Below are 19,684 nucleotides of genomic sequence, written 5' to 3' on the forward strand. Positions count from 1 at the left end.
GCTGACCCCCGTGAAGGTCCTCGTCATCGGCACCGGCGCCCGCGAACACGCCCTGTGTCACTCGCTGTCCCTCGACCCCGACGTCACCGCGCTGCACTGCGCCCCCGGCAACGCCGGCATCGCCGAGGTCGCCGAGCTGCACCAGGTCGACGCCCTTGACGGCGCCGCCGTCACCGCGCTGGCCACCCGGCTCGGCGCGGAGCTCGTGGTCGTCGGACCGGAGGCGCCGCTGGTCGCCGGCGTCGCCGACGCCGTGCGCGAGGCGGGCATCCCGGTCTTCGGCCCGTCCGGCCCGGCCGCCCGGCTCGAGGGCTCCAAGGCCTTCGCGAAGGACGTCATGGCGGCGGCCGAGGTGCCCACGGCACGCTCGTACGTCTGCACCACGGCGGACGAGATCGACACGGCCCTCGACGCCTTCGGCGCTCCGTACGTCGTCAAGGACGACGGCCTCGCCGCCGGCAAGGGCGTCGTCGTCACCGACGACCTCGAAGCGGCCCGGGCCCATGCCGCCGCCTGCGAGCGCGTGGTCATCGAGGAGTACCTCGACGGCCCCGAGGTCTCCCTGTTCGCCGTCACCGACGGCGAGACGGTCGTGCCGCTCCAGCCCGCCCAGGACTTCAAGCGCGCGCTGGACGGCGACGAGGGGCCGAACACGGGCGGCATGGGGGCGTACTCCCCGCTGCCGTGGGCCGACCCGAAGCTGGTCGACGAGGTGCTGCAGACGGTCCTGCAGCCGACCGTGGACGAGATGCAGCGCCGTGGCACGCCGTTCTCCGGCCTGCTCTACGCCGGTCTCGCGATCACCTCCCGCGGTGTCCGCGTGATCGAGTTCAACGCCCGTTTCGGCGACCCGGAGACCCAGGTCGTCCTGGCCCGTCTGAAGACCCCGCTGGCCGGTCTCCTGATGGCCGCCGCCACCGGCAACCTCGCCCACCTGGAGCCGCTGCGCTGGAGCGACGAGGCGGCCGTGACCGTGGTCGTCGCCTCGCACAACTATCCCGGCACCCCGCGCACCGGCGACCCGATCACCGGCCTCGACGAGGTCGCCGCCCAGGACGCCCCGCACGCGTACGTCCTGCACGCCGGCACCAAGAGCGACGGGGACGCGATCCTCAGCGCGGGCGGCCGCGTCCTGTCCGTCACGGCCACCGGCAAGGACCTCACCGAGGCCCGCGACCGCGCCTACACGGCCGTCGGCCGCATCCGCCTCGACGGCTCCCAGCACCGCACGGACATCGCCGCGAAGGCGGCAGGCGCGTAACCCTCAGGACTGGGGAAACCACCCCGCCGCCGATGAACCCCACAGGCCCCGAATCCGTCTCAGGATCCGGGGCCTGAAGTTTTCGGTAGGTGCGGGCCTGACCCTCGCTTTCCGTCATCCACCTCTCCCCAGAGCCATTCCATCGAGTGACCGATGCCCTATCCGGCTGACGGGGGGCTGAGCCCCAACTAGGGTGCGGCGCAAGCGTTCCGGCACTTGGCCCACCGGCATTGCGATGTCAGTGACGGGTGCCACAGTGGGGGAGTGAGCAAGGAAAGCGTCAGGTCAACGGGGAGGGGGTGAGGTCGGTCGTGACCGGAATGGGTGTGGAGGCAGGAGCGCAGGTCGCGCGGGCACGAGCACTGGTCGTGCTGCGCATCCGCAGCCGCGCGCTGGCCGTCGCCCTGTTGCCCGCTGCCGTCGCCGTGATCCTGCTCGCGGGGGCTTTCTCCGGCCGTCTCGTCGGCCCCGGCTGGGACGCCGCCCGCTGGGTCCTGACCCCGGTCGCCGTCCTCGTGCTGCTCGCCGCCGCCGGGATCGCCCTGGTCGTCGCCCGGGCCCGTCCGGCCATGAGCCCGACCGTCCCGATCGCCGAGGAGGCGGCTCCCGACCTGTACCGGATGGTGCGCGACCTGGCCGACCGCCTCGAGGTCCCCGCCCCCTCCGCGATAGCGCTCACGCCGGACTGCGACAGCTGGCTGGAGGACCGCACCCACCCGGCCCACGGACCGCCGCCGGCCGAGGAGCACGACGACATAGCGGGCGCGGGGAAGCACGCGCACCGTCGGCACCCGGTCGCGCCGGTCCTCGTCATCGGCTCGCCCTTCCTGTGGTGGATGCGGGTCGGCGAGCTGCGCGCGGTCCTCGCCCCGGTCGTCGCCGGTACGGGCCCCTCCGCCCACCCGGACATAGCCGCGGCCCGGCGTTTCGTCCGGGGCCTCGACGCCGCGGTGGCCGTGACCTCGGCGCCCCGCCGCGACCCGGTGTCGCGGGCCGTGCTGGCCGGCGTCGGCTGGGTGGCCCGGCTGCTGCTGCGCAGTTGCCGCCTTCATGCCGCCGAGCTCGAGCGGGGCGTGGCGGCCGCGGCCGCGGAGCGTGCACAGGCTGTGGATTACGGGCTGCGGATCGTCGCCCAGGAGCAGGTGGGCCTGGCGTACGCGGGCTGGGACCGGCTGCTGACCCGGGTCGCGCTGCCCGCCTGGCGGATGGGCCGCTGGCCGTCCCGGCTGGACGCCGGCGTGGTGGCGGCGCTCACGGAGCTGTCCCGGCGCGACCGCCTGGCCGAGGGCTTCGCGTCCCGTCTCGGGGAGCGGCCCGCCTGCGATCTGCTCGAGGAGCCGGGCGTCGTCGACGAGTCGGCCTCCCTCCTCGCCGCCCGGCTCTTCCACGGTGGCCCCGCAGGCCCCGGGCCCGACTGGTCGCCGGTGGACTGGAGCGAGTATCCGGAGGAGGTCGTGGACCGCAGATGGCGCATCGACGCCGCCAGGCTGCACCGCGTCCTGGACGCGATGGGCGTCCGCCCCGCCGCCGGCCCCGCGGCCCCCGCCACCAGCAGCCCGACCCTGGCCCGCGTCCTGGACCACCTGACGGCCCCGGCCGGCGAAGCGCCTCCGTTCCCCACCAGAACCCCGGAACCACCGCCTCCCCCCAACGACGACGAAGACGAAGAAGACCTCTCCGGCACCACCCCGCGCAGCGCGAACCTGGCCGCCGGCCTCAGCGCCGAACTGGCCCGCGAAGAGGCCGCCGCGACGCCCCGCCCGTCGACCGCAGCCTCCAGCGCCGCCTCCTCGATCACGGTCTCACCGGCCGCCGGCTCCCAGGCCACCCCGGACCCCCTCGCCCTCTGGGACGACCGAGCCCTCCCCCTCTTTCCCCTCCAGCCCCCGCGCACGGCCCGTGAACTGCTCGCCGACCACCTCACGGCGATGATCTGCTGTGCCGCGATGGACACCGCCGGAGCGACGCCCGGCCTGGACTGGCTGGACGGCCCCACGCTCCTCCACAACGGCGAGCGCACCGCCGATCTCGCGCCCAAAATCCTCACCCTGATCGAGGAGGGCGACCCCACCCCCTTGCGCGCCTGGCTTGCCGAGCTGGGGATACGCCCGGAGAAGCCGGTCCGGCTCGTCTGACCGCCGGAGCACCTGCTTCCACTTCTGGCCAATTCGAAACGAACAGTGACGAAGTGCGTGCGTTATGTGATGTGCTTAGACCGTTCGCGCGCATGGCAAGGGCTGACGACATACGACAAGCACATAAGCGCGACGGCACCGCAGGGGACGCACTCACCACGCGCTCACCACGCGTTCACGGACAGACCGCACGCATCACACCGGCAGGCACCACCACGGGGGCGAAGGGGAGGGGAAACAGCCATGGCTTCGGAGCAGATCCGCCGCTGGGAGTCGGGAGCGCTGGCGCACGCCGTGACGGATCCCTTCGGGCAGGGACCCGTCCCATGGCTGCGCGGCACCGTGACGTACTTCGACGACACCGGCCAGGTCGTCCCCTGGTACGTGGACCAGGACGCGCCCCACGCCCCGAGGAAGGCCACCCGCTCCAACGGCCCCCGCGCGGCCGACGACGTCAACCGCCAGATCAAGGGCTTCACCTCCACCGGCGCGGTCGCGCCCGGCGAGGCCATCGACTTCCACATCACCGTCGACCCGCCCCAGGAGTTCGGCGTCGACATCTATCGCATCGGCCACTACGGCGGTGACGGCGCCGCCAAGATCACGACCAGCCCGCGGCTGTCCGGCATCGTGCAGCCCGCGCCGCTCACCGCGGACCGTACGGTCTCCTGCCACCACTGGTGGCTGTCCTGGCGGCTCCAGGTCCCCTCGTACTGGAACATCGGCGCGTACGTCGCAGTCCTCACCACCGCGGGCGGCTACCGCTCCCACGTCCCGTTCACGGTCCGCCACGACCAGCCCGCCGACCTGCTCCTCGTCCTGCCCGACATCACCTGGCAGGCGTACAACCTCTACCCGGAGGACGGCCGCACCGGCGCCAGCCTCTACCACGCCTGGGACGAGAAGGGCCGGCTGCTCGGCGAGTCGGAGGCCGCGACCACGGTCTCCTTCGACCGTCCGTACGCGGGCGCCGGCCTCCCCCTCCATGTCGGCCACGCCTACGACTTCATCCGCTGGGCCGAGCGCTACGGCTACGACATCGCCTACGCGACGGCGAGCGATCTGCACGCGGGCCGCGTGGACCCCGCCCACTACCGCGGCCTGGTCTTCCCGGGCCACGACGAGTACTGGTCGGCCGCCATGCGCGGCAGTGTGGAGCTCGCCCGCGACGCCGGCACCTCGCTCGTCTTCCTCTCCGCCAACTCCATGTACTGGCAGGTGGAACTGGGCCCCTCCCCGTCCGGCGTCCCCGACCGCCTGCTGACCTGCCGCAAGCGCAGGGGCCCGGGGAAGCCGGTGCTGTGGCGGGAGATCGACCGGGCGGAGCAGCAGCTCATCGGCATCCAGTACGCGGGGCACGTCCCGGAGCCGCAGCCCCTGATCGTGCGCAACGCCGGTCACTGGCTGTGGGAGGCGTCCGGGGCGCACGAGGGCGACGAGATCGCCGACCTGGTCGCGGGCGAGGCCGACCGCTACTTCCCGCGCACCCCGCTGCCCGAGCACGAGGAGCGCATGCTGCTCGCGCACTCCCCGTACACCGACAAGGAAGGCGCCCAGCGCCACCAGGAGACATCTCTCTACCGCGCCCCATCCGGCGCCTGGGTCTTCGCATCAGGAACGTTCGCCTGGACCCCGGCCCTGGACCGCCCGGGCCACGTCGACCCCCGCATCCAGCGCGCCACCGCAAACCTCCTGGACCGCATCTGCAAACGCGACTGACCCGCTGTCCGTGATCACCTCCCGCATACGGGAGAATCAAGCCATTGGACAGAACCACGGGGAGGAACCGTGTCCGGATTCGTCGAAAAGCCCGAGCCGATCCAGGTTCCGGGTCTGGTGCATCTGCACACCGGCAAGGTGCGCGAGCTGTACCAGAACGAGGCGGGCGACCTCGTGATGGTCGCCAGCGACCGCATCTCCGCGTACGACTGGGTGCTGCCGACCGAGATCCCGGACAAGGGCCGGGTCCTCACGCAGCTCTCCCTGTGGTGGTTCGACCAGCTCGCCGACCTGGTGCCGAACCACGTCCTGAGCACCGAACTGCCCGCCGGCGCCCCCGCCGACTGGGCGGGCCGCACGCTGGTCTGCAAGTCCCTGCAAATGGTCCCCGTGGAGTGCGTGGCCCGCGGGTACCTCACCGGCTCGGGCCTGGTCGAGTACAACGAGACCCGCACGGTCTGCGGCCTCGCCCTCCCCGAGGGCCTGGTCGACGGCAGCGAACTGCCCGGGCCGATCTTCACCCCGGCCACCAAGGCCGCCGTAGGCGAGCACGACGAGAACGTCTCCTACGAGGAGGTCGCCCGCCAGGTCGGCGCGGACACCGCGGCCCGACTGCGCCAGGCGACCCTCGCCGTCTACGCCCGGGGCCGGGACATCGCCCGGGAGCGGGGCATCATCCTCGCGGACACGAAGTTCGAGTTCGGCTTCGACGGCGACGACCTGGTCCTCGCGGACGAGGTCCTCACCGCGGACTCCTCCCGTTTCTGGCCGGCCGACCAGTGGCAGCCGGGCCGCGCGCAGCCGTCGTACGACAAGCAGTTCGTGCGCGACTGGCTGACCTCGGCGGAGTCCGGCTGGGACCGCAAGAGCGAGCAGCCCCCGCCCGCGCTGCCGCAGCAGGTCGTCGACGCCACCCGCGCCAAGTACGTGGAGGCGTACGAGCGCCTGACGGGCCTGACCTGGTCCTGAACACACAGAAGCCCCCCGGCCGGAACCGGGGGGCTTCTCGCTGGAGCGAACGACGAGGTTCGAACTCGCGACCTCAACCTTGGCAAGGTTGCGCTCTACCAACTGAGCTACGTTCGCATGCGCCGTGGCGCGAGAACCACTATACCCAACCTCGCTCCCGTGCGAGCCGCACCGCCGCATGCCGGTTCTCCGCCCCGAGCTTCGACACCGCCGACGACAGATAGTTCCGCACGGTCCCCTGCGACAGCGCGGCCCGCTCGGCGATCTCCGCCACGGGTGCCCCGTCGGCGGCGAGTTCCAGTACCTCGGCCTCCCGCGCGGTCAGCGGAGAGTCCCCGGCGGCGATCGCGTCGGCGGCCAACTCCGGGTCGACGTAACGGTTGCCGGCGTGCACGGTACGGATGAGCTCCGCGAGCCGCTGCGCGCTCACGGTCTTCGGCACGAACCCCCGCACCCCGGCCTCCAGCGCCCGCTTCAGATGCCCGGGCCGCCCGTGGCTGGTGACGATGAGCACCTTGCAGCCGGGCAGTTCGGCGCGCAGGGATGTGGCGACCTTCACACCGTCGGCGCCGGGCATCTGGAGATCCAGTACGGCGACGTCGGGCTCGTGAGCGCGGGCCATCGCCATCGCCTCCGGCCCGGTGGCCGCCTCGGCGACGACCATGAGGTCGTCCTCCAGCGACAGCAGCGCGGCGAGCGCCCCGCGGATGAGGTGCTCGTCGTCGGCGAGCAGCAGCCGTACGGGCTCTACTGCGGTCATGGTGTGACCTCACCCACAGGGCCCACGGTGGCGACGGACGCCGGGCCGGAGGGGTCAGCAGGGCCGGCTGCCGACGGCAGCGGAATCTCCGCCGTCAGCCGGAACAGCCCCCGCCCCGCGGGCCCTGCCTCCAACGTCCCGTCGATCTCCGCAAGCCGCTCCCGCAACCCGGCGATCCCCGAGCCGGAAGAGCTGATCGCCCCGGCCCCTGTGGCCACCCCATCGCCCTCCTTCCCATTGCTCTCCACCCCGTCGTTCTCCACCGACAGCACCACGCACCCCTCCACCACCCGCAGCCGCACCGCACACCGCCGCGCGTCCCCGTGCCGCAGGACATTCGTCGCGGCCTCCCGCACCACCCACCCCAGGGCGGACTGCACCGCGACCGGCAGCCCGGCCGCCGTCGCCCCGCTCACCGTGCAGTCGATGCCGGCCGCGGCCAGCACCCCTTGCGCCCCGGCGAGTTCCGTCCCGAGGTCGGCCTCGCGGTAGCCGCGGACGACCTCCCGCACCTCGCGCTGCGACTCGTGCGCGAGCCGCTGCACCTCGACCATCTGTGCCACGGCCTCCGGCCGTCCCCGCTGGGCCAGCTGCACGGCCAGTTCGCTCTTGAGCGCGATCACGGCGAGGTTCCGCCCCATGACGTCGTGCAGATCACGCCCGAACCGGAGCCGCTCCTCGGCGACGGCGAGCCGGGTCCGGGTCTCGCGTGCCTCGTCGAGCTCGTAGACGATGTCGAGCAGCCACACGGAGACGACGGCCGTGAAGGCGAGTACTCCGCCGGCGAGCAGCGCCATCAACGCCGTGAAGAGCGATTCGCCCAGCGGGGCGCCCCGGGTGAGCGCCACGAGCCAGGAGACCGACGCGAAGCCCACGACGATCGCGAACACATGCCGCCGCCGGCGGACACCTAGGGCGATGGTGCCGATCCCGATGATGCCGACGACCCCGACGGCCCCGTTCGCGGCGTTGTCCACGCTCTCGCCGCCCGGCCCGTGGTCGGCGATGCCGATCGCGACGGCGCCGATCACGGCGGTCACGGCGCCCAGCGTCCACAGCAGCCGGACGGGCTGCCGCCGCCTGCCGCGCGTCCAGTCCAGTGACCGCGACACGGTGACCAGGCAGACCGCGGCGTGCACAGCCGACATGAGCAGCAGCCCGGTCCCGAGCCACTTCCCCAGCGGGACCAGGGCCAAGAGCCCGACCATGACGAACTCGGTCACCGCGAAGGACTGGAAGGACCACCGCGTGTACGTCTCGACCTTCTCCGGCGTGGTCTGCCGCCGCCACCACCCACCCGGCCCGCGCATCAGCCCGTCCCTCCCCCTCCGGTCAGCGCCGCGGTTCCCAGCGGAACCACCGTCGTCCAGCAAACACCGACACGACGGTCCAGGCCACCGCCGTCGCCACGGCGCCCAGCGCCTCGTACGCCGACAGGTCGCCGGTCCAGCCGCCGCGCACCAGGGTGACGACGGGCGTCAGCGGCAGCAGTTCGCACAGGGAGGCCAGCCGGTCCGGCAGCAGCTCCAGCGGGACGAACATGCCGGAGCCCATCATCGAGAGGACCAGCAGCGGCATGGGCGTGACCTGTGCGCTCTCGCCGGTCCGGGTGAAACCGGCGGTGACCGCGGCGAGGGCGGCGCACAGCACGATCCCCAACAGCAGGCCCACGACGGCCAGATGGGGCGCGGACGGTGCGGACATGTCCAGCAGCACGGTGCAGCCCGCCGCGAGCAGCAGGCACTGCACGAGCCCGGTGACGGCGGCGGGCGTGGCGGAGCCGGCCAGGATCTCGGCGTCCCGCGGCTCACCGGTGCGCAGCCGCTTGAGGACGAGTTCCTCACGCCGGACGACGAAGACGCCGACGAGCACCGAGTAGACGGCGAACAGCAGGGAGAAGCCGACCGCGGCGGGCAGCACCAGGGTTCCGGCGTCCAGCCCCGCCTCCGCGAGGTCCATCTCCGGGGCCGCCGACCGCACGCTGACCGGCATCACCAGCGGCACGAACAGCGCGGCGACGAGCGCGCCCCTGCTCCGCCCGAGCAGGGTCAGCTCGGCGCGGGCGAGTGCCGTCATGCGGCTCATCGGCGTGGTGCCCGCGGCTCTCGTGCCGGTCGCCGGGCCGGGCGTCGTGTGGGTGGCACTCATGCCGCGTACTCCTTCGTCGTCCTTGCCGGGGTCCGCCCCGCCGATGCCTCCTTGGCGATCCCGAGGAACGCCTCCTCCAGGGAGGCAGACCGCACGTCCAGGCGGCGCAGTTCCACCCGGGCCCGCTCGGCCCACAGCAGCAGACCGGTGGCCGCGCGCTGCAGTTCATGGGTGCGGAGCCGGACGATCCGGCCGTCGGTCTCGTGCCCGGTCACGCCCAGCTCCCCGAGCGGCGGCAGATCGCCCACGAAGTAGCCGTCGGGCAGTTCGAAGGAGATCCGCGACGGCTCGGCGGCGGTCACCTCGGCCGGGGTCCCGGTGGCGGCGATGCGGCCCTCGTGCATGATCGCCAGCCGGTCGGCGAGGTTCTCGGCCTCCTCCAGGTAGTGCGTGGTCAGCAGCACCGTCGTGCCGCCGTCTCGCAGCGCGCTCACCAACTCCCACGTCTCCCGCCGGCCTTCGACGTCCAGTCCGGTGGTCGGCTCGTCCAGGAAGAGCACCTCGGGGTGGCCGAGCAGGGCGAGCGCCAGATCCAGGCGGCGCCGCTGCCCGCCGGACAACTGCTTGACCCGGACGCCGGCCTTCGACTCCAGTCCGACCAGCGCGAGGACCTCCGCCGGCGGCCGGGCTCCGCTCACGCACCCCGCCCACATCCGCGTGGTCTCCGCGACGGTCAGCTCGGACGGGAAGCCGCCTTCCTGGAGCATGACGCCGGTGCGGGGCCGGACGAGCGCCCGCTCGGTGTACGGGTCGTGCCCGAGGACCCGCACCCGGCCGTCCGCCGGCGCCGCGAGCCCCTCCAGCAGTTCGACGGTCGACGTCTTGCCCGCGCCGTTGGTGCCCAGCAGCGCGAAGATCTCCCCACGGCGGACGGAAAAGCTGATTCCGCTCACCGCCTCGAACCCGCCCCCGTACACACGCCGCAGGTCAGTGACCTCAATCACGTGTTCGCGTCCGTTGTTTTCCATGCCTTCAGCGTTCCGCCCCGGCGGGCCGCTCGGCAGTGCGCGTTGTCATCACTCGGCATGACAAATGTCAGACGAACCCGCGATGAACACGAAAAGACCCCGGTCCTGAAGGACCGGGGTCTCATTCCCGAGCGGACGACGAGGTTCGAACTCGCGACCTCAACCTTGGCAAGGTTGCGCTCTACCAGCTGAGCTACGTCCGCAATTGCCCCCGACCGGCTCTCACCGATCGGTGCGGGCACCAGCCTACCTGATCCACAGGAGTGGTCGGTACGGCGATGCAGAGCGGGTGACAGGAATCGCACACTGCGCCTTCCCCCTGGAAGGGGGATGTTCTACTACTGAACTACACCCGCATGTTTCCGTGAGCTGGGCCTTTCGGCCTCGCCCCTCGGCGTGCTCCAGACTCTAACTGATCAGCCGGGGTGCTGCGCAAGTCGGTTGCCGTGAGGGGCGGATGGCCGGCCGTCGGGCGGGGCTCACGGGGCCGTCACTGCGCGGCCGTGAACGCCTCGTAGACCTTCTTGGGGATGCGCCCGCGCGCGGGGACCTCCATCTTGTTGGCCTGGGCCCAGGCCCGTACGGCCGAGGGGTCGGGGGCGACCTCCGTCTGCCGGTACGCCTTGCCCGAGCGGGACCGCTTGCGGCCGGCCTCCACGTAAGGCGCGAGCGCCTTCCGCAGTTCGTCGGCATTGCCTTCGTTCAGGTCGATCTCGTACGACTTGCCGTCCAGTCCGAAAGCGATCGTTTCCGCCGCTTCCGAGCCGTCGATGTCGTCAAAGAGAGTGACCACGACCTTCTGCGCCACGAATATCGGTCCCTTCCTGCGGCACTTGCCAATTCATTTGTACAGTGCCGTTCAATGCATTGTGAAGCCCGACTAAATCCTTCCGCGTGTCCGAACGCAATAGGTTTCGGGTGACGACCCGGAATCTTTCCCGGAAATTTTCGTGTGTGGACCCGACGATGCCGGATCGTGATGACCGTCACGTAGTTTCCTACAAGTCGACGCGCGTAGAAATTTTGGGCGGGTAGTCTGAAGGGACCTGCTCAGCACCACACACCGGGAGTGCCAGTGGCACGCGTCGTAGTCGACGTCATGCTCAAGCCGGAGATCCTCGACCCCCAGGGCCAGGCGGTGCAGCGCGCACTGCCGCGGCTGGGTTTCGAGGGGATCTCGGACGTCCGCCAGGGAAAGCGTTTCGAACTGGAAGTTGACGGGCCGGTCGACGAGGCCGCCCTCGCCCGCATTCACGATCTTGCGGAGTCCTTCCTCGCGAACACCGTGATCGAGGACTTCACCGTCCGGGTCGAGGAAGTCGCGGAGGCCGTGAAGTGACCGCTCGTATTGGCGTCGTCACTTTTCCCGGCAGTCTGGACGACCGGGACACGCAGCGCGCGATCCGGGTCGCGGGCGCCGAGCCGGTCGCCCTCTGGCACAAGGACAAGGACCTCAAGCAGGTCGACGCCGTGGTGCTGTGCGGTGGTTTCTCCTATGGCGACTATCTGCGCGCCGGGGCCATCGCCCGTTTCTCGCCGGTGATGGAGCCCCTGCTGGAGCAGGCGAAGGCCGGTCTGCCGGTGCTCGGCATCTGCAACGGCTTCCAGATCCTCACCGAGGCCCATCTGCTGCCGGGCACGATGCTGCGCAACGACCACCTGCACTTCATCTGCCGTGACCAGAAGCTGCGGGTGGAGAACGCCGAGACCTCCTGGACCACCGACTACACGGCCGGCCAGGAGATCCACATCCCGCTGAAGAACAACGACGGGCAGTACGTCGCCGACGCCTACACCCTCGACCAGCTCGAGGCCGAGGGCCGTGTCGCGTTCCGGTACCTCGACTTCAACCCCAACGGCTCGCAGCGGGACATCGCCGGCGTCAGCAACGCGGCCGGAAACGTGGTCGGCCTCATGCCGCACCCCGAGCACGCCGTCGAGCAGCTGATCGGTACGGGCCGTACCGACGGCCTCCCGTTCTTCACCTCGATCCTCAAGAAGCTGGTCAACGCATGAGCCGGACGCCTCTGGACACGGTCGAGCACGCGGCCGAGACCCCCGACGTCGAGCTGCCCTGGGCCGAACTCGGCCTGAAGAAGGACGAGTACGAGCGGGTCGTGGAGATCCTCGGCCGCCGGCCCACCGGGGCCGAGCTCGCCATGTACTCCGTCATGTGGTCCGAGCACTGCTCGTACAAGTCGTCGAAGGTGCACCTGCGCCAGTTCGGCGAGAAGGCACCGCAGAGCGACGCGCTGCTCGTCGGCATCGGCGAGAACGCCGGTGTCGTGGACGTCGGCCAGGGCTACGCGGTCACCTTCAAGGTCGAGTCGCACAACCACCCGTCGTACGTGGAGCCCTACCAGGGCGCGGCCACGGGTGTCGGCGGCATCGTCCGCGACATCATCGCCATGGGCGCGCGGCCCGTCGCCGTCGTCGACCCGCTGCGCTTCGGTGCGGCCGACCACCCCGACACCAAGCGCGTGCTGCCGGGTGTCGTCGCCGGCATCGGCGGCTACGGCAACTGCCTGGGGCTGCCCAACATCGGCGGCGAGGTCGTCTTCGACTCCTGCTACCAGGGCAACCCGCTGGTCAACGCCGGTGCCATCGGCGTCATGCGGCACGAGGACATCCACCTCGCGAAGGCGTCCGGCGCGGGCAACAAGGTCATCCTGTACGGGGCTCGCACGGGCGGTGACGGCATCGGCGGCGCCTCGATCCTGGCCTCCGAGACCTTCGACGACGCCAAGCCGTCGAAGCGCCCGGCCGTGCAGGTCGGCGACCCCTTCCAGGAGAAGCTGCTCATCGAGTGCACCCTGGAGGCCTTCGCCGAGAAGCTGGTCGTCGGCATCCAGGACCTCGGTGCGGCCGGTCTTTCCTGCGCAACCTCCGAGCTCGCCTCCAACGGCTCCGGCGGTATGCGCGTCACCCTGGACGACGTCCCGCTGCGCGACTCGACGCTCTCGCCCGAGGAAATCCTCATGAGCGAGTCGCAGGAGCGCATGTGCGCGGTCGTCGAGCCGGAGAAGGTCGACCGCTTCCTGGAGATCTGCGAGAAGTGGGACGTCATCGCCACCGTCATCGGTGAGGTGACCGACGGCGACCGCCTGGAGATCTACTGGCACGGCGGCAAGATCGTCGACGTCGACCCGCGCACGGTCGCCCATGAGGGCCCGGTCTACGAGCGCCCGTACGCCCGCCCGTCCTGGCAGGACACGCTCCAGGCGGACGACGCGAACAAGCTGCCCAGGCCCACGACTTCGGTTGAGCTGAAGGACCAGGTCCTGAAGCTGGTCGGCTCCCCGAACCAGGCCTCCAAGTCCTGGATCACCTCGCAGTACGACCACTTCGTGCAGGGCAACACGGTTCTCGCCCAGCCCGAGGACTCCGGCATGATCCGGATCGACGAGGAGTCCGGCCTCGGCGTGGCCCTCGCGACCGACGGCAACGGCCGGTACGCGAAGCTGGACCCGTACCACGGCGCCCAGTTGGCGCTGGCGGAGGCGTACCGCAATGTCGCCACGACCGGCGCGAAGCCGCTCGCCGTCTCCGACTGCCTGAACTTCGGCTCGCCCGAGGACCCGGCGGTGATGTGGCAGTTCGCGGAGGCCGTGCGCGGTCTGGCCGACGCCTGTCAGCAGCTGGGCACCCCGGTGACCGGCGGCAATGTCTCCCTCTACAACCAGACGGGCGAGGCCGCCATCCACCCGACCCCGGTGGTCGCGGTCCTCGGCGTGATCGACGACGTGGCCCGCCGCACGCCGGTCGCCTTCCAGGAGGAGGGGCAGCTGCTCTACGTCCTCGGTGACACGCGTGAGGAGTTCGGCGGTTCGGCCTGGTCCCAGGTCGTGCACGACCACCTCGGCGGCCTGCCGCCCAAGGTCGACCTGGAGCGCGAGCGGCTGCTCGCCGAGATCCTGATCGCCGCCTCCCGCGACGGCATGATCGACTCCGCGCACGACCTGTCCGACGGCGGTCTGATCCAGGCGGTCGTCGAGTCGGCGCTGCTGGGCGGCAAGGGCGCCCGCCTGATCGTCCCGGACGGTCTGGACGCCTTCACCTTCCTCTTCTCCGAGTCGGCGGGCCGCGCGGTCGTGGCCGTGCCGCGCTCCGAGGAGCTCCGCTTCAACGACATGTGCGGTGCGCGGGGCCTCCCGGCCACCCGCATCGGTGTCGTCGACGGTGACTCCGTGGACGTCCAGGGCGAGTTCGCTCTCACCCTGTCCGAGCTGCGCGAGACGCACGAGGCGACGATTCCGGCGCTGCTGGCCTGACCCGAGGCAGTCATGCCGGTGCCCCGTCGAGGTCCCACTCGGCGGGGCACAGGTGTCTTTCAGGGGAGCAGGCCGGAATGCCGGTTCGTCTGCGTCGTCACGGGTGCATCGCGCTGTTCTTCAGGGCCCGGGTGATCGCCTCGGGCGCGTCCGCCGAGATGTAGACCGTGTCGACGTCGAAGCTGTGACCGTCGTCCAGCTCGACCGGCACGGGCTCCGCCAGGAGGACCCGCACATTGACGGAGCCGCCGATCGAGCACGCCACGGCCGAGGGCTCATTCGGCACGCGACGCAAGCCTCGTCCCTCGATCGTCCGCATGGACCGGTTCGCCGACCGCACCATCGGGCGCGGCAGCTCCAGGCCGCCCATGAACCCGGTGCGCAGCGCGACCCGGTCGGCCGAGACGGTGTGCGGGCTGCGGGCCATGGTGACCAGGACGCCGAAGCCGGTGAGGATCAGCGCGAGCTCCAGCACCGCGTGCGGAATCCGGCCGGCCGGCGGAAGGATCTCGGAGACGAGGAAGGCCAGCGGGATCTCCGTCAAGGTCAGGACCGTGACCATGGAGCGGACTTCGGAGGAGTGCCGGATCGCCGTTGTGCCCGGCGGTGTGCCGAGCGGGCGCCGAGTGATCACCGCCATCAGGGCGCGGGTCAGGATCCCGGCCCTGTGCCCCATACGCGGCTTGGGAGTCACCTGTAACCCATGGTGATTCGACACGCTGTCTCCAGACTCCGGCGATGTGGCAACTGAGCGGTTCTACCCGCGTACACCCGCCTTGTGCCAGATCTTTTGCGCGTCAGGTTGCACGATATTACGTAGTTCCGTAATCTCAGAGGAGTGGAACTCGAAGCACGCGTCGCCGACCTGGAGCGCCGGCTGGCGGCCCTGGAAGGCGCCCGCCGCGCCGGACCCCGTCTCGACGAGAGCGACTTCTGGGCCCTGAACGGGCTGAGGGAGCAGCTGGCCGAACTGGGGGCCACCGACGGAGGCGTCCTCTACACCGGCTCCGTGCGTCTGCCGACGGGCGAGCCGTACGCGTGGCAGATGGGAGCCCTGACAGAGGGGCTCCTGGAGGAGGACTGGACGGCGGCCGCCGAGTCGTTCGCGGCGCTCGGCCACCCGGTCCGGCTCCGGCTGCTCCGCGAGATCCTCGGCGGCCGGCGCACCGCGGCGGAACTCGCCGAGCTGGACGAGGTCGGCACGACCGGCCAGATCTACCACCACCTGCGCCAGCTCACCGGCACCGGCTGGCTGCACACCACCGGCCGGGGCCGCTACGAGGTGCCGGCCCAGCGCGTCGTACCGCTGCTGGTGGCGGTGGCGACGGCCAGGCCATAGCAGCGAGAACCGGGAAACGGGGGACGGGATGTCCGCACACAAGCTCGGCACGGTGGCCTTCCAGGGCCTGCAACTGGCCTTCATCGGCCTGGTGATCGCCCACATCTGCCTCGGCTGGGGCTACCCCATCCTGTGGAACTGCCTGGTGCTGCTCCTCGCGTACGCCGTCGTCACCGTCGCCAACCGGTGGGGCGGCGCCCCGGACAGCACGCGCCGGGCCAGGGAACCCCTCGAAGTCGCCCCGCCCGTGACCGGCCGCTGGTCCGCGCTGAACAGCCCGGCCGACCGCACCCCTAGCCACGGCATCCACGCCCACGGGCAGACGTACGCCATCGACATCCTCGCCGAGCCCGAGCCTGGCTCCCGCCCCGCCTTCCGGTGGCTGTGGCCGCTGGCTCGCCGCCCCCAGGACTTCCCGGCCTTCGGCGCCGAGATCCTCGCGGTCGCCGACGCCACGGTCGTACGGGCCGCGGACGGGCAGCGCGACCACCTCAGCCGCAACTCACTGCTCGGCCTGCTGTACCTGATGCTCGCCGAAGGCTCGGTACGGGAGATGGCCGGCGTCAGCCGCATCCTCGGCAACCACATAGTCCTGGACCTCGGCAACGGCACCTACGCCGCCTACGCCCACCTGCGACGCGGCTCCCTCACCGTCCGCGAGGGCGACCGCGTCCGGGCCGGACAGCCGCTCGCCCGCTGCGGCAACTCCGGCAACTCCTCCGAGCCACACCTCCACTTCCAGCTGATGGACGCCCCGGACCCGGACGCGGCCCGCGGACTCCCCTTCACCTGGAGCGGCATCGGTGTGCCCCGCAACGGCGAGACCTTCGAGGCACCCACTGTCACAGCCCGCGCCTAGGCTGCCCCTCATGCCCCCGGCCAAGAAGCGCCCCCGCGCCTACGACCCCGCCAAGACCCGAGCCGCCGTGCTCGCCCAGTTCGGGAACATGCGCCGGGCCGTGGGCACCCTCGGTCCCGACCGGCTGACCCTGCCCACGCGCCTCGGCGACTGGACCGTGCGCGAGCTGGCCGCGCACTGCGCCATGGCCCTGGACGCCGTGGAGCGGCTGCTCGGGGAGCCCGAGCCCGCGCGGCAGGACGGCCGGCTGCTCGACTGGCCCTTGGCCATCGCCGACGACGCCCCCGCCATCGCCGGCACCGCCCGCCGCCTGGCCGAGGAGCACCCGGACCTCGACGCCCACCTCGCCGGCGCCGAGCACCGCTTCACCGCGAACCTCGACGCGCACCCCGCCGGCCGGCTGCTCCCCACCGGCGCGGGCGCCCTGCCCCTGGCCGACTACGTCGTCACGCGCACCGTCGAACTCGTCGTCCACACCGACGACCTCAACGCCGCCGTCCCCGGCCTGGACATCCCCTACGACCGTCAGGCCCTCGCCGCGTGCACCCGGCTGCTCGCGGACGCGCTCGCCGCGAAGGCGCCCGGCGGCTCGACGGAGGTGCGGGTGCCGCCGTACGCGGTCGTGCAGTGCGTGGAGGGTCCGAGGCACACCCGGGGCACCCCGCCCAACGTCGTCGAGACGGACCCGCTCACCTGGATCCGGCTGGCGACCGGGCGGCTGGCCTGGAAGCAGGCGCTCCAGGACGCGCAGGTCAGCGCCAGTGGAGAGCGCGCGGACCTGTCCCCCTACCTGCCACTGATGACATAAGGGGAACCGATCCCCCCGGGTCCCCCGTCGAAGTGGCATGGACAGGCAGAAGCAGCGCATGACCCTGACGGCCGCCGCCATGCTCGTCCCGCTCATGGCGGCCTGCGGCAGTGAGAAGGCGGACAGCGGCAGCGGTTCGGTCGGTGCCGACAAGCCGGCGGTGACCGGCATGCGGTGGAGCGTGGACAGCGTCACCGCGGACGGCAAGACCCAGAAGGCACCCACCGGCGCCCATGTGACCATCGACAAGGGCCGGGCCGAGGGCAGCTTCGGCTGCAACAACTTCGGCGCCGACGCCACCGTCGACGGCGACCGCATCCGGCTCAGCAAGACCATGGCCACCGAGATGGCATGCGAGAACAAGCCGATGGACTTCGAGGAGGCCCTCGCGCGCACGCTCTCCGACCAGGAGTTCAAGGCGAAGGTGGACGGCGACCGCCTCACCCTCACCACCGAGAAGGGCGACACCGTCCGTCTCACCAAGGCCAAGGACGCCCAGCTCAGCGGCACCAAGTGGACCGTCACGGCCCCGGAGGCCGACGGCCGCGCCCACCTCACCTTCGACGAGAAGAAGGGCACCGTCTCCGGAAGCCTCGGCTGCAACAAGGTCAACGCCAAGGCCACCGTGCGCGACGGCAGTATCACCCTGGGCCCTCCGGCCACGACCCGCATGATGTGCGAAGACTCACTCATGGCCGGCGAGAAGACCCTGCTGCGTCTTTTCGACGGGAAGCTGAAGTACGGAGTCGATCATCGAACTCTGACGCTGACCAGCGAAAACGGAACGAACGTACGAGCCGTCGCCGAGCAGTGATCCACCAAAAAGTCCGTTATCCCCAATTCGGACCAGTGGTCGACCTCGCCTACACTCGGTGGCGTGCCACGTGGTGACGGACGACTCAACCACGACCTGCTCCCCGGTGAGAAGGGCCCCCAGGACGCTTGTGGCGTCTTCGGTGTCTGGGCTCCGGGCGAAGAGGTCGCCAAGCTCACGTACTTCGGGCTCTACGCCCTCCAGCATCGAGGCCAGGAATCCGCGGGAATCGCGGTCAGCAACGGCTCTCAGATCCTTGTCTTCAAGGACATGGGCCTGGTCTCCCAGGTCTTCGACGAAACCTCCCTCGGCTCGCTCCAGGGACACATCGCGGTCGGACACGCCCGCTACTCGACCACCGGTGCCTCCGTGTGGGAGAACGCCCAGCCGACGTTCCGTGCCACCGGGCACGGCTCCATCGCGCTCGGCCACAACGGCAACCTGGTCAACACCGCCCAGCTCGCCGAGATGGTCGCCGACCTGCCCAAGCAGGAGGGCGGCCGCACCCCGCGCGTCGCGGCGACGAACGACACCGACCTGCTCACCGCGCTCCTCGCGGCCCAGGTCGACGAGGACGGCAAGCCGCTGACCATCGAGGATGCCGCCCACAGCGTCCTCCCGCAGGTCAAGGGCGCCTTCTCGCTCGTCTTCATGGACGAGCACACGCTGTACGCGGCCCGCGACCCGCAGGGCATCCGCCCGCTGGTCCTCGGCCGCCTGGAGCGCGGCTGGGTCGTGGCCTCCGAGTCCGCGGCCCTCGACATCTGCGGCGCCTCTTACGTCCGCGAGATCGAGCCGGGCGAGTTCGTCGCCATCGACGAGAACGGCCTGCGCACCTCCCGGTTCGCGGAAGCGAAGCCCAAGGGCTGTGTCTTCGAGTACGTGTATCTGGCCCGCCCGGACACCGACATCGCCGGTCGGAACGTCTACCTCTCCCGCGTGGAGATGGGCCGCAAGCTCGCCAAGGAAGCCCCGGTCGACGCCGACCTCGTCATAGCGACCCCGGAGTCCGGCACCCCCGCCGCCATCGGCTACGCGGAGGCGTCCGGCATCCCCTTCGGCTCCGGCCTGGTGAAGAACGCCTACGTCGGCCGCACCTTCATCCAGCCCTCACAGACCATCCGCCAACTCGGCATCCGTCTGAAGCTGAATCCTCTCAAGGAAGTCATCAAGGGCAAGCGCCTGGTCGTCGTCGACGACTCGATCGTGCGCGGCAACACCCAGCGGGCCCTGGTCCGCATGCTCCGCGAGGCCGGCGCCGCCGAGGTCCACATCCGGATCTCCTCGCCGCCCGTGAAGTGGCCCTGCTTCTTCGGAATCGACTTCGCCACCCGCGCCGAGCTCATCGCCAACGGCATGACCGTCGACGAGATCGGCACCTCGATGGGCGCCGACTCCCTGGCGTACATCTCCATCGACGGCATGATCGAGGCGACCACCATCGCCAAGCCGAACCTGTGCCGCGCCTGCTTCGACGGCGAATACCCGATGGAGCTCCCGGACCCCGAACTGCTCGGCAAGCAGCTCCTGGAGACCGAGCTGGCCGCCGGCCCGGCCGCCACGGCCGCCGCCGACGCGATCCGCCGCCCGTAGTCGGCCCGTAACACCTGCCGTACGACACGAAGGTTCTCAT

18 protein-coding genes and 3 tRNA genes are annotated in these 19,684 nt (G+C 71.1%); 12 read left to right on the top strand and 9 right to left on the bottom strand.

What is annotated here, in order from left to right:
- The first annotated feature begins 10 nt into the window (after positions 1-10).
- The 4 genes from purD (at position 11) to ACFT32_RS23880 (ending at position 6,084) form a co-directional block, all read left to right on the top strand.
- Positions 11-1,261: a phosphoribosylamine--glycine ligase gene (purD, locus tag ACFT32_RS23865; protein WP_382492561.1), complete on the top strand. Its 1,251-nt coding sequence runs from the start codon at positions 11-13 to the stop codon at positions 1,259-1,261.
- 320 nt (positions 1,262-1,581) lie between these two features.
- Positions 1,582-3,396: a hypothetical protein gene (locus ACFT32_RS23870; protein WP_382492777.1), complete on the top strand. Its 1,815-nt coding sequence runs from the start codon at positions 1,582-1,584 to the stop codon at positions 3,394-3,396.
- Between the two features lie 243 nt (positions 3,397-3,639).
- Positions 3,640-5,115 carry a N,N-dimethylformamidase beta subunit family domain-containing protein gene (locus tag ACFT32_RS23875; protein ID WP_382492564.1) on the top strand — a complete coding sequence of 492 codons (1,476 nt, stop codon included), beginning with the start codon at positions 3,640-3,642 and terminating at the stop codon, positions 5,113-5,115.
- 69 nt (positions 5,116-5,184) lie between these two features.
- Entirely contained in the window at positions 5,185-6,084 is a 900-nt protein-coding gene (locus ACFT32_RS23880) for a phosphoribosylaminoimidazolesuccinocarboxamide synthase (RefSeq protein WP_382492567.1), read from the top strand.
- Between the two features lie 41 nt (positions 6,085-6,125).
- On the opposite strand, the gene ACFT32_RS23885 is transcribed toward ACFT32_RS23880, so the two are convergent.
- From ACFT32_RS23885 to ACFT32_RS23920, 8 genes are all read right to left on the bottom strand, one after another.
- A tRNA-Gly gene (locus ACFT32_RS23885) sits at positions 6,126-6,201 on the bottom strand.
- A 22-nt stretch (positions 6,202-6,223) separates the two neighbouring features.
- Positions 6,224-6,844, bottom strand: a complete 621-nt coding sequence (locus tag ACFT32_RS23890) for a response regulator (RefSeq protein WP_382492568.1) — start codon at positions 6,842-6,844, stop codon at positions 6,224-6,226.
- On the bottom strand, positions 6,841-8,154 hold the full coding sequence (locus ACFT32_RS23895) for a sensor histidine kinase (RefSeq protein WP_382492571.1): 1,314 nt from the start codon (positions 8,152-8,154) through the stop codon (positions 6,841-6,843). The genes ACFT32_RS23890 and ACFT32_RS23895 overlap by 4 nt, the downstream gene beginning before the upstream one ends.
- A gap of 22 nt (positions 8,155-8,176) precedes the next feature.
- Positions 8,177-8,992, bottom strand: a complete 816-nt coding sequence (locus ACFT32_RS23900) for an ABC transporter permease (protein ID WP_382492572.1) — start codon at positions 8,990-8,992, stop codon at positions 8,177-8,179.
- Entirely contained in the window at positions 8,989-9,960 is a 972-nt protein-coding gene (locus tag ACFT32_RS23905; RefSeq protein ID WP_382492574.1) for an ABC transporter ATP-binding protein, read from the bottom strand. The genes ACFT32_RS23900 and ACFT32_RS23905 overlap by 4 nt, the downstream gene beginning before the upstream one ends.
- A gap of 130 nt (positions 9,961-10,090) precedes the next feature.
- Positions 10,091-10,163, bottom strand: a tRNA-Gly gene (locus ACFT32_RS23910).
- Positions 10,164-10,244: 81 nt separating this feature from the next.
- Positions 10,245-10,316: transfer RNA gene (locus tag ACFT32_RS23915), tRNA-Gly, on the bottom strand.
- A 134-nt stretch (positions 10,317-10,450) separates the two neighbouring features.
- Positions 10,451-10,768: an Lsr2 family protein gene (locus tag ACFT32_RS23920; RefSeq protein ID WP_193483505.1), complete on the bottom strand. Its 318-nt coding sequence runs from the start codon at positions 10,766-10,768 to the stop codon at positions 10,451-10,453.
- A 267-nt stretch (positions 10,769-11,035) separates the two neighbouring features.
- On the opposite strand from ACFT32_RS23920, the gene purS reads away from it, so the two are divergent.
- Genes purS through purL form a run of 3 tightly spaced genes read left to right on the top strand, consistent with a single transcriptional unit; the run spans position 11,036 to position 14,231 of the window.
- A complete protein-coding gene (gene purS, locus ACFT32_RS23925) occupies positions 11,036-11,299 on the top strand; it encodes a phosphoribosylformylglycinamidine synthase subunit PurS (RefSeq protein WP_010045045.1) in 264 nt (87 codons plus the stop codon).
- Positions 11,296-11,976 (top strand): phosphoribosylformylglycinamidine synthase subunit PurQ, encoded by a 681-nt coding sequence (purQ, locus tag ACFT32_RS23930; protein ID WP_184593580.1) that lies wholly within the window; start codon positions 11,296-11,298, stop codon positions 11,974-11,976. The genes purS and purQ overlap by 4 nt, the downstream gene beginning before the upstream one ends.
- Positions 11,973-14,231 (top strand): phosphoribosylformylglycinamidine synthase subunit PurL, encoded by a 2,259-nt coding sequence (gene purL / locus ACFT32_RS23935; protein ID WP_382492578.1) that lies wholly within the window; start codon positions 11,973-11,975, stop codon positions 14,229-14,231. The genes purQ and purL overlap by 4 nt, the downstream gene beginning before the upstream one ends.
- Before the next feature lie 97 nt (positions 14,232-14,328).
- Here the strand turns inward: purL and ACFT32_RS23940 are convergent, their stop codons facing one another.
- The gene (locus tag ACFT32_RS23940; RefSeq protein ID WP_382492581.1) at positions 14,329-14,907 is read right to left on the bottom strand and encodes a hypothetical protein; all 579 of its coding nucleotides are present in this window, start codon (positions 14,905-14,907) and stop codon (positions 14,329-14,331) included.
- 162 nt (positions 14,908-15,069) lie between these two features.
- Between ACFT32_RS23940 and ACFT32_RS23945 the strand changes: the two genes are divergently transcribed.
- The 5 genes from ACFT32_RS23945 (at position 15,070) to purF (ending at position 19,644) form a co-directional block, all read left to right on the top strand.
- A complete protein-coding gene (locus tag ACFT32_RS23945) occupies positions 15,070-15,570 on the top strand; it encodes an ArsR/SmtB family transcription factor (protein WP_382492582.1) in 501 nt (166 codons plus the stop codon).
- A gap of 28 nt (positions 15,571-15,598) precedes the next feature.
- A complete protein-coding gene (locus ACFT32_RS23950; RefSeq protein ID WP_382492585.1) occupies positions 15,599-16,429 on the top strand; it encodes a M23 family metallopeptidase in 831 nt (276 codons plus the stop codon).
- Between the two features lie 10 nt (positions 16,430-16,439).
- The gene (locus ACFT32_RS23955) at positions 16,440-17,237 is read left to right on the top strand and encodes a sterol carrier family protein (RefSeq protein WP_382492587.1); all 798 of its coding nucleotides are present in this window, start codon (positions 16,440-16,442) and stop codon (positions 17,235-17,237) included.
- Positions 17,238-17,274: 37 nt separating this feature from the next.
- A complete protein-coding gene (locus tag ACFT32_RS23960; RefSeq protein ID WP_382492590.1) occupies positions 17,275-18,051 on the top strand; it encodes an META domain-containing protein in 777 nt (258 codons plus the stop codon).
- Positions 18,052-18,114: 63 nt separating this feature from the next.
- On the top strand, positions 18,115-19,644 hold the full coding sequence (gene purF, locus ACFT32_RS23965) for an amidophosphoribosyltransferase (RefSeq protein WP_382492593.1): 1,530 nt from the start codon (positions 18,115-18,117) through the stop codon (positions 19,642-19,644).
- The last annotated feature ends 40 nt before the right edge of the window (positions 19,645-19,684 follow it).

The sequence above is a fragment of the Streptomyces sp. NPDC057002 genome, from assembly GCF_042673825.1.
GTDB lineage: Bacteria > Actinomycetota > Actinomycetes > Streptomycetales > Streptomycetaceae > Streptomyces.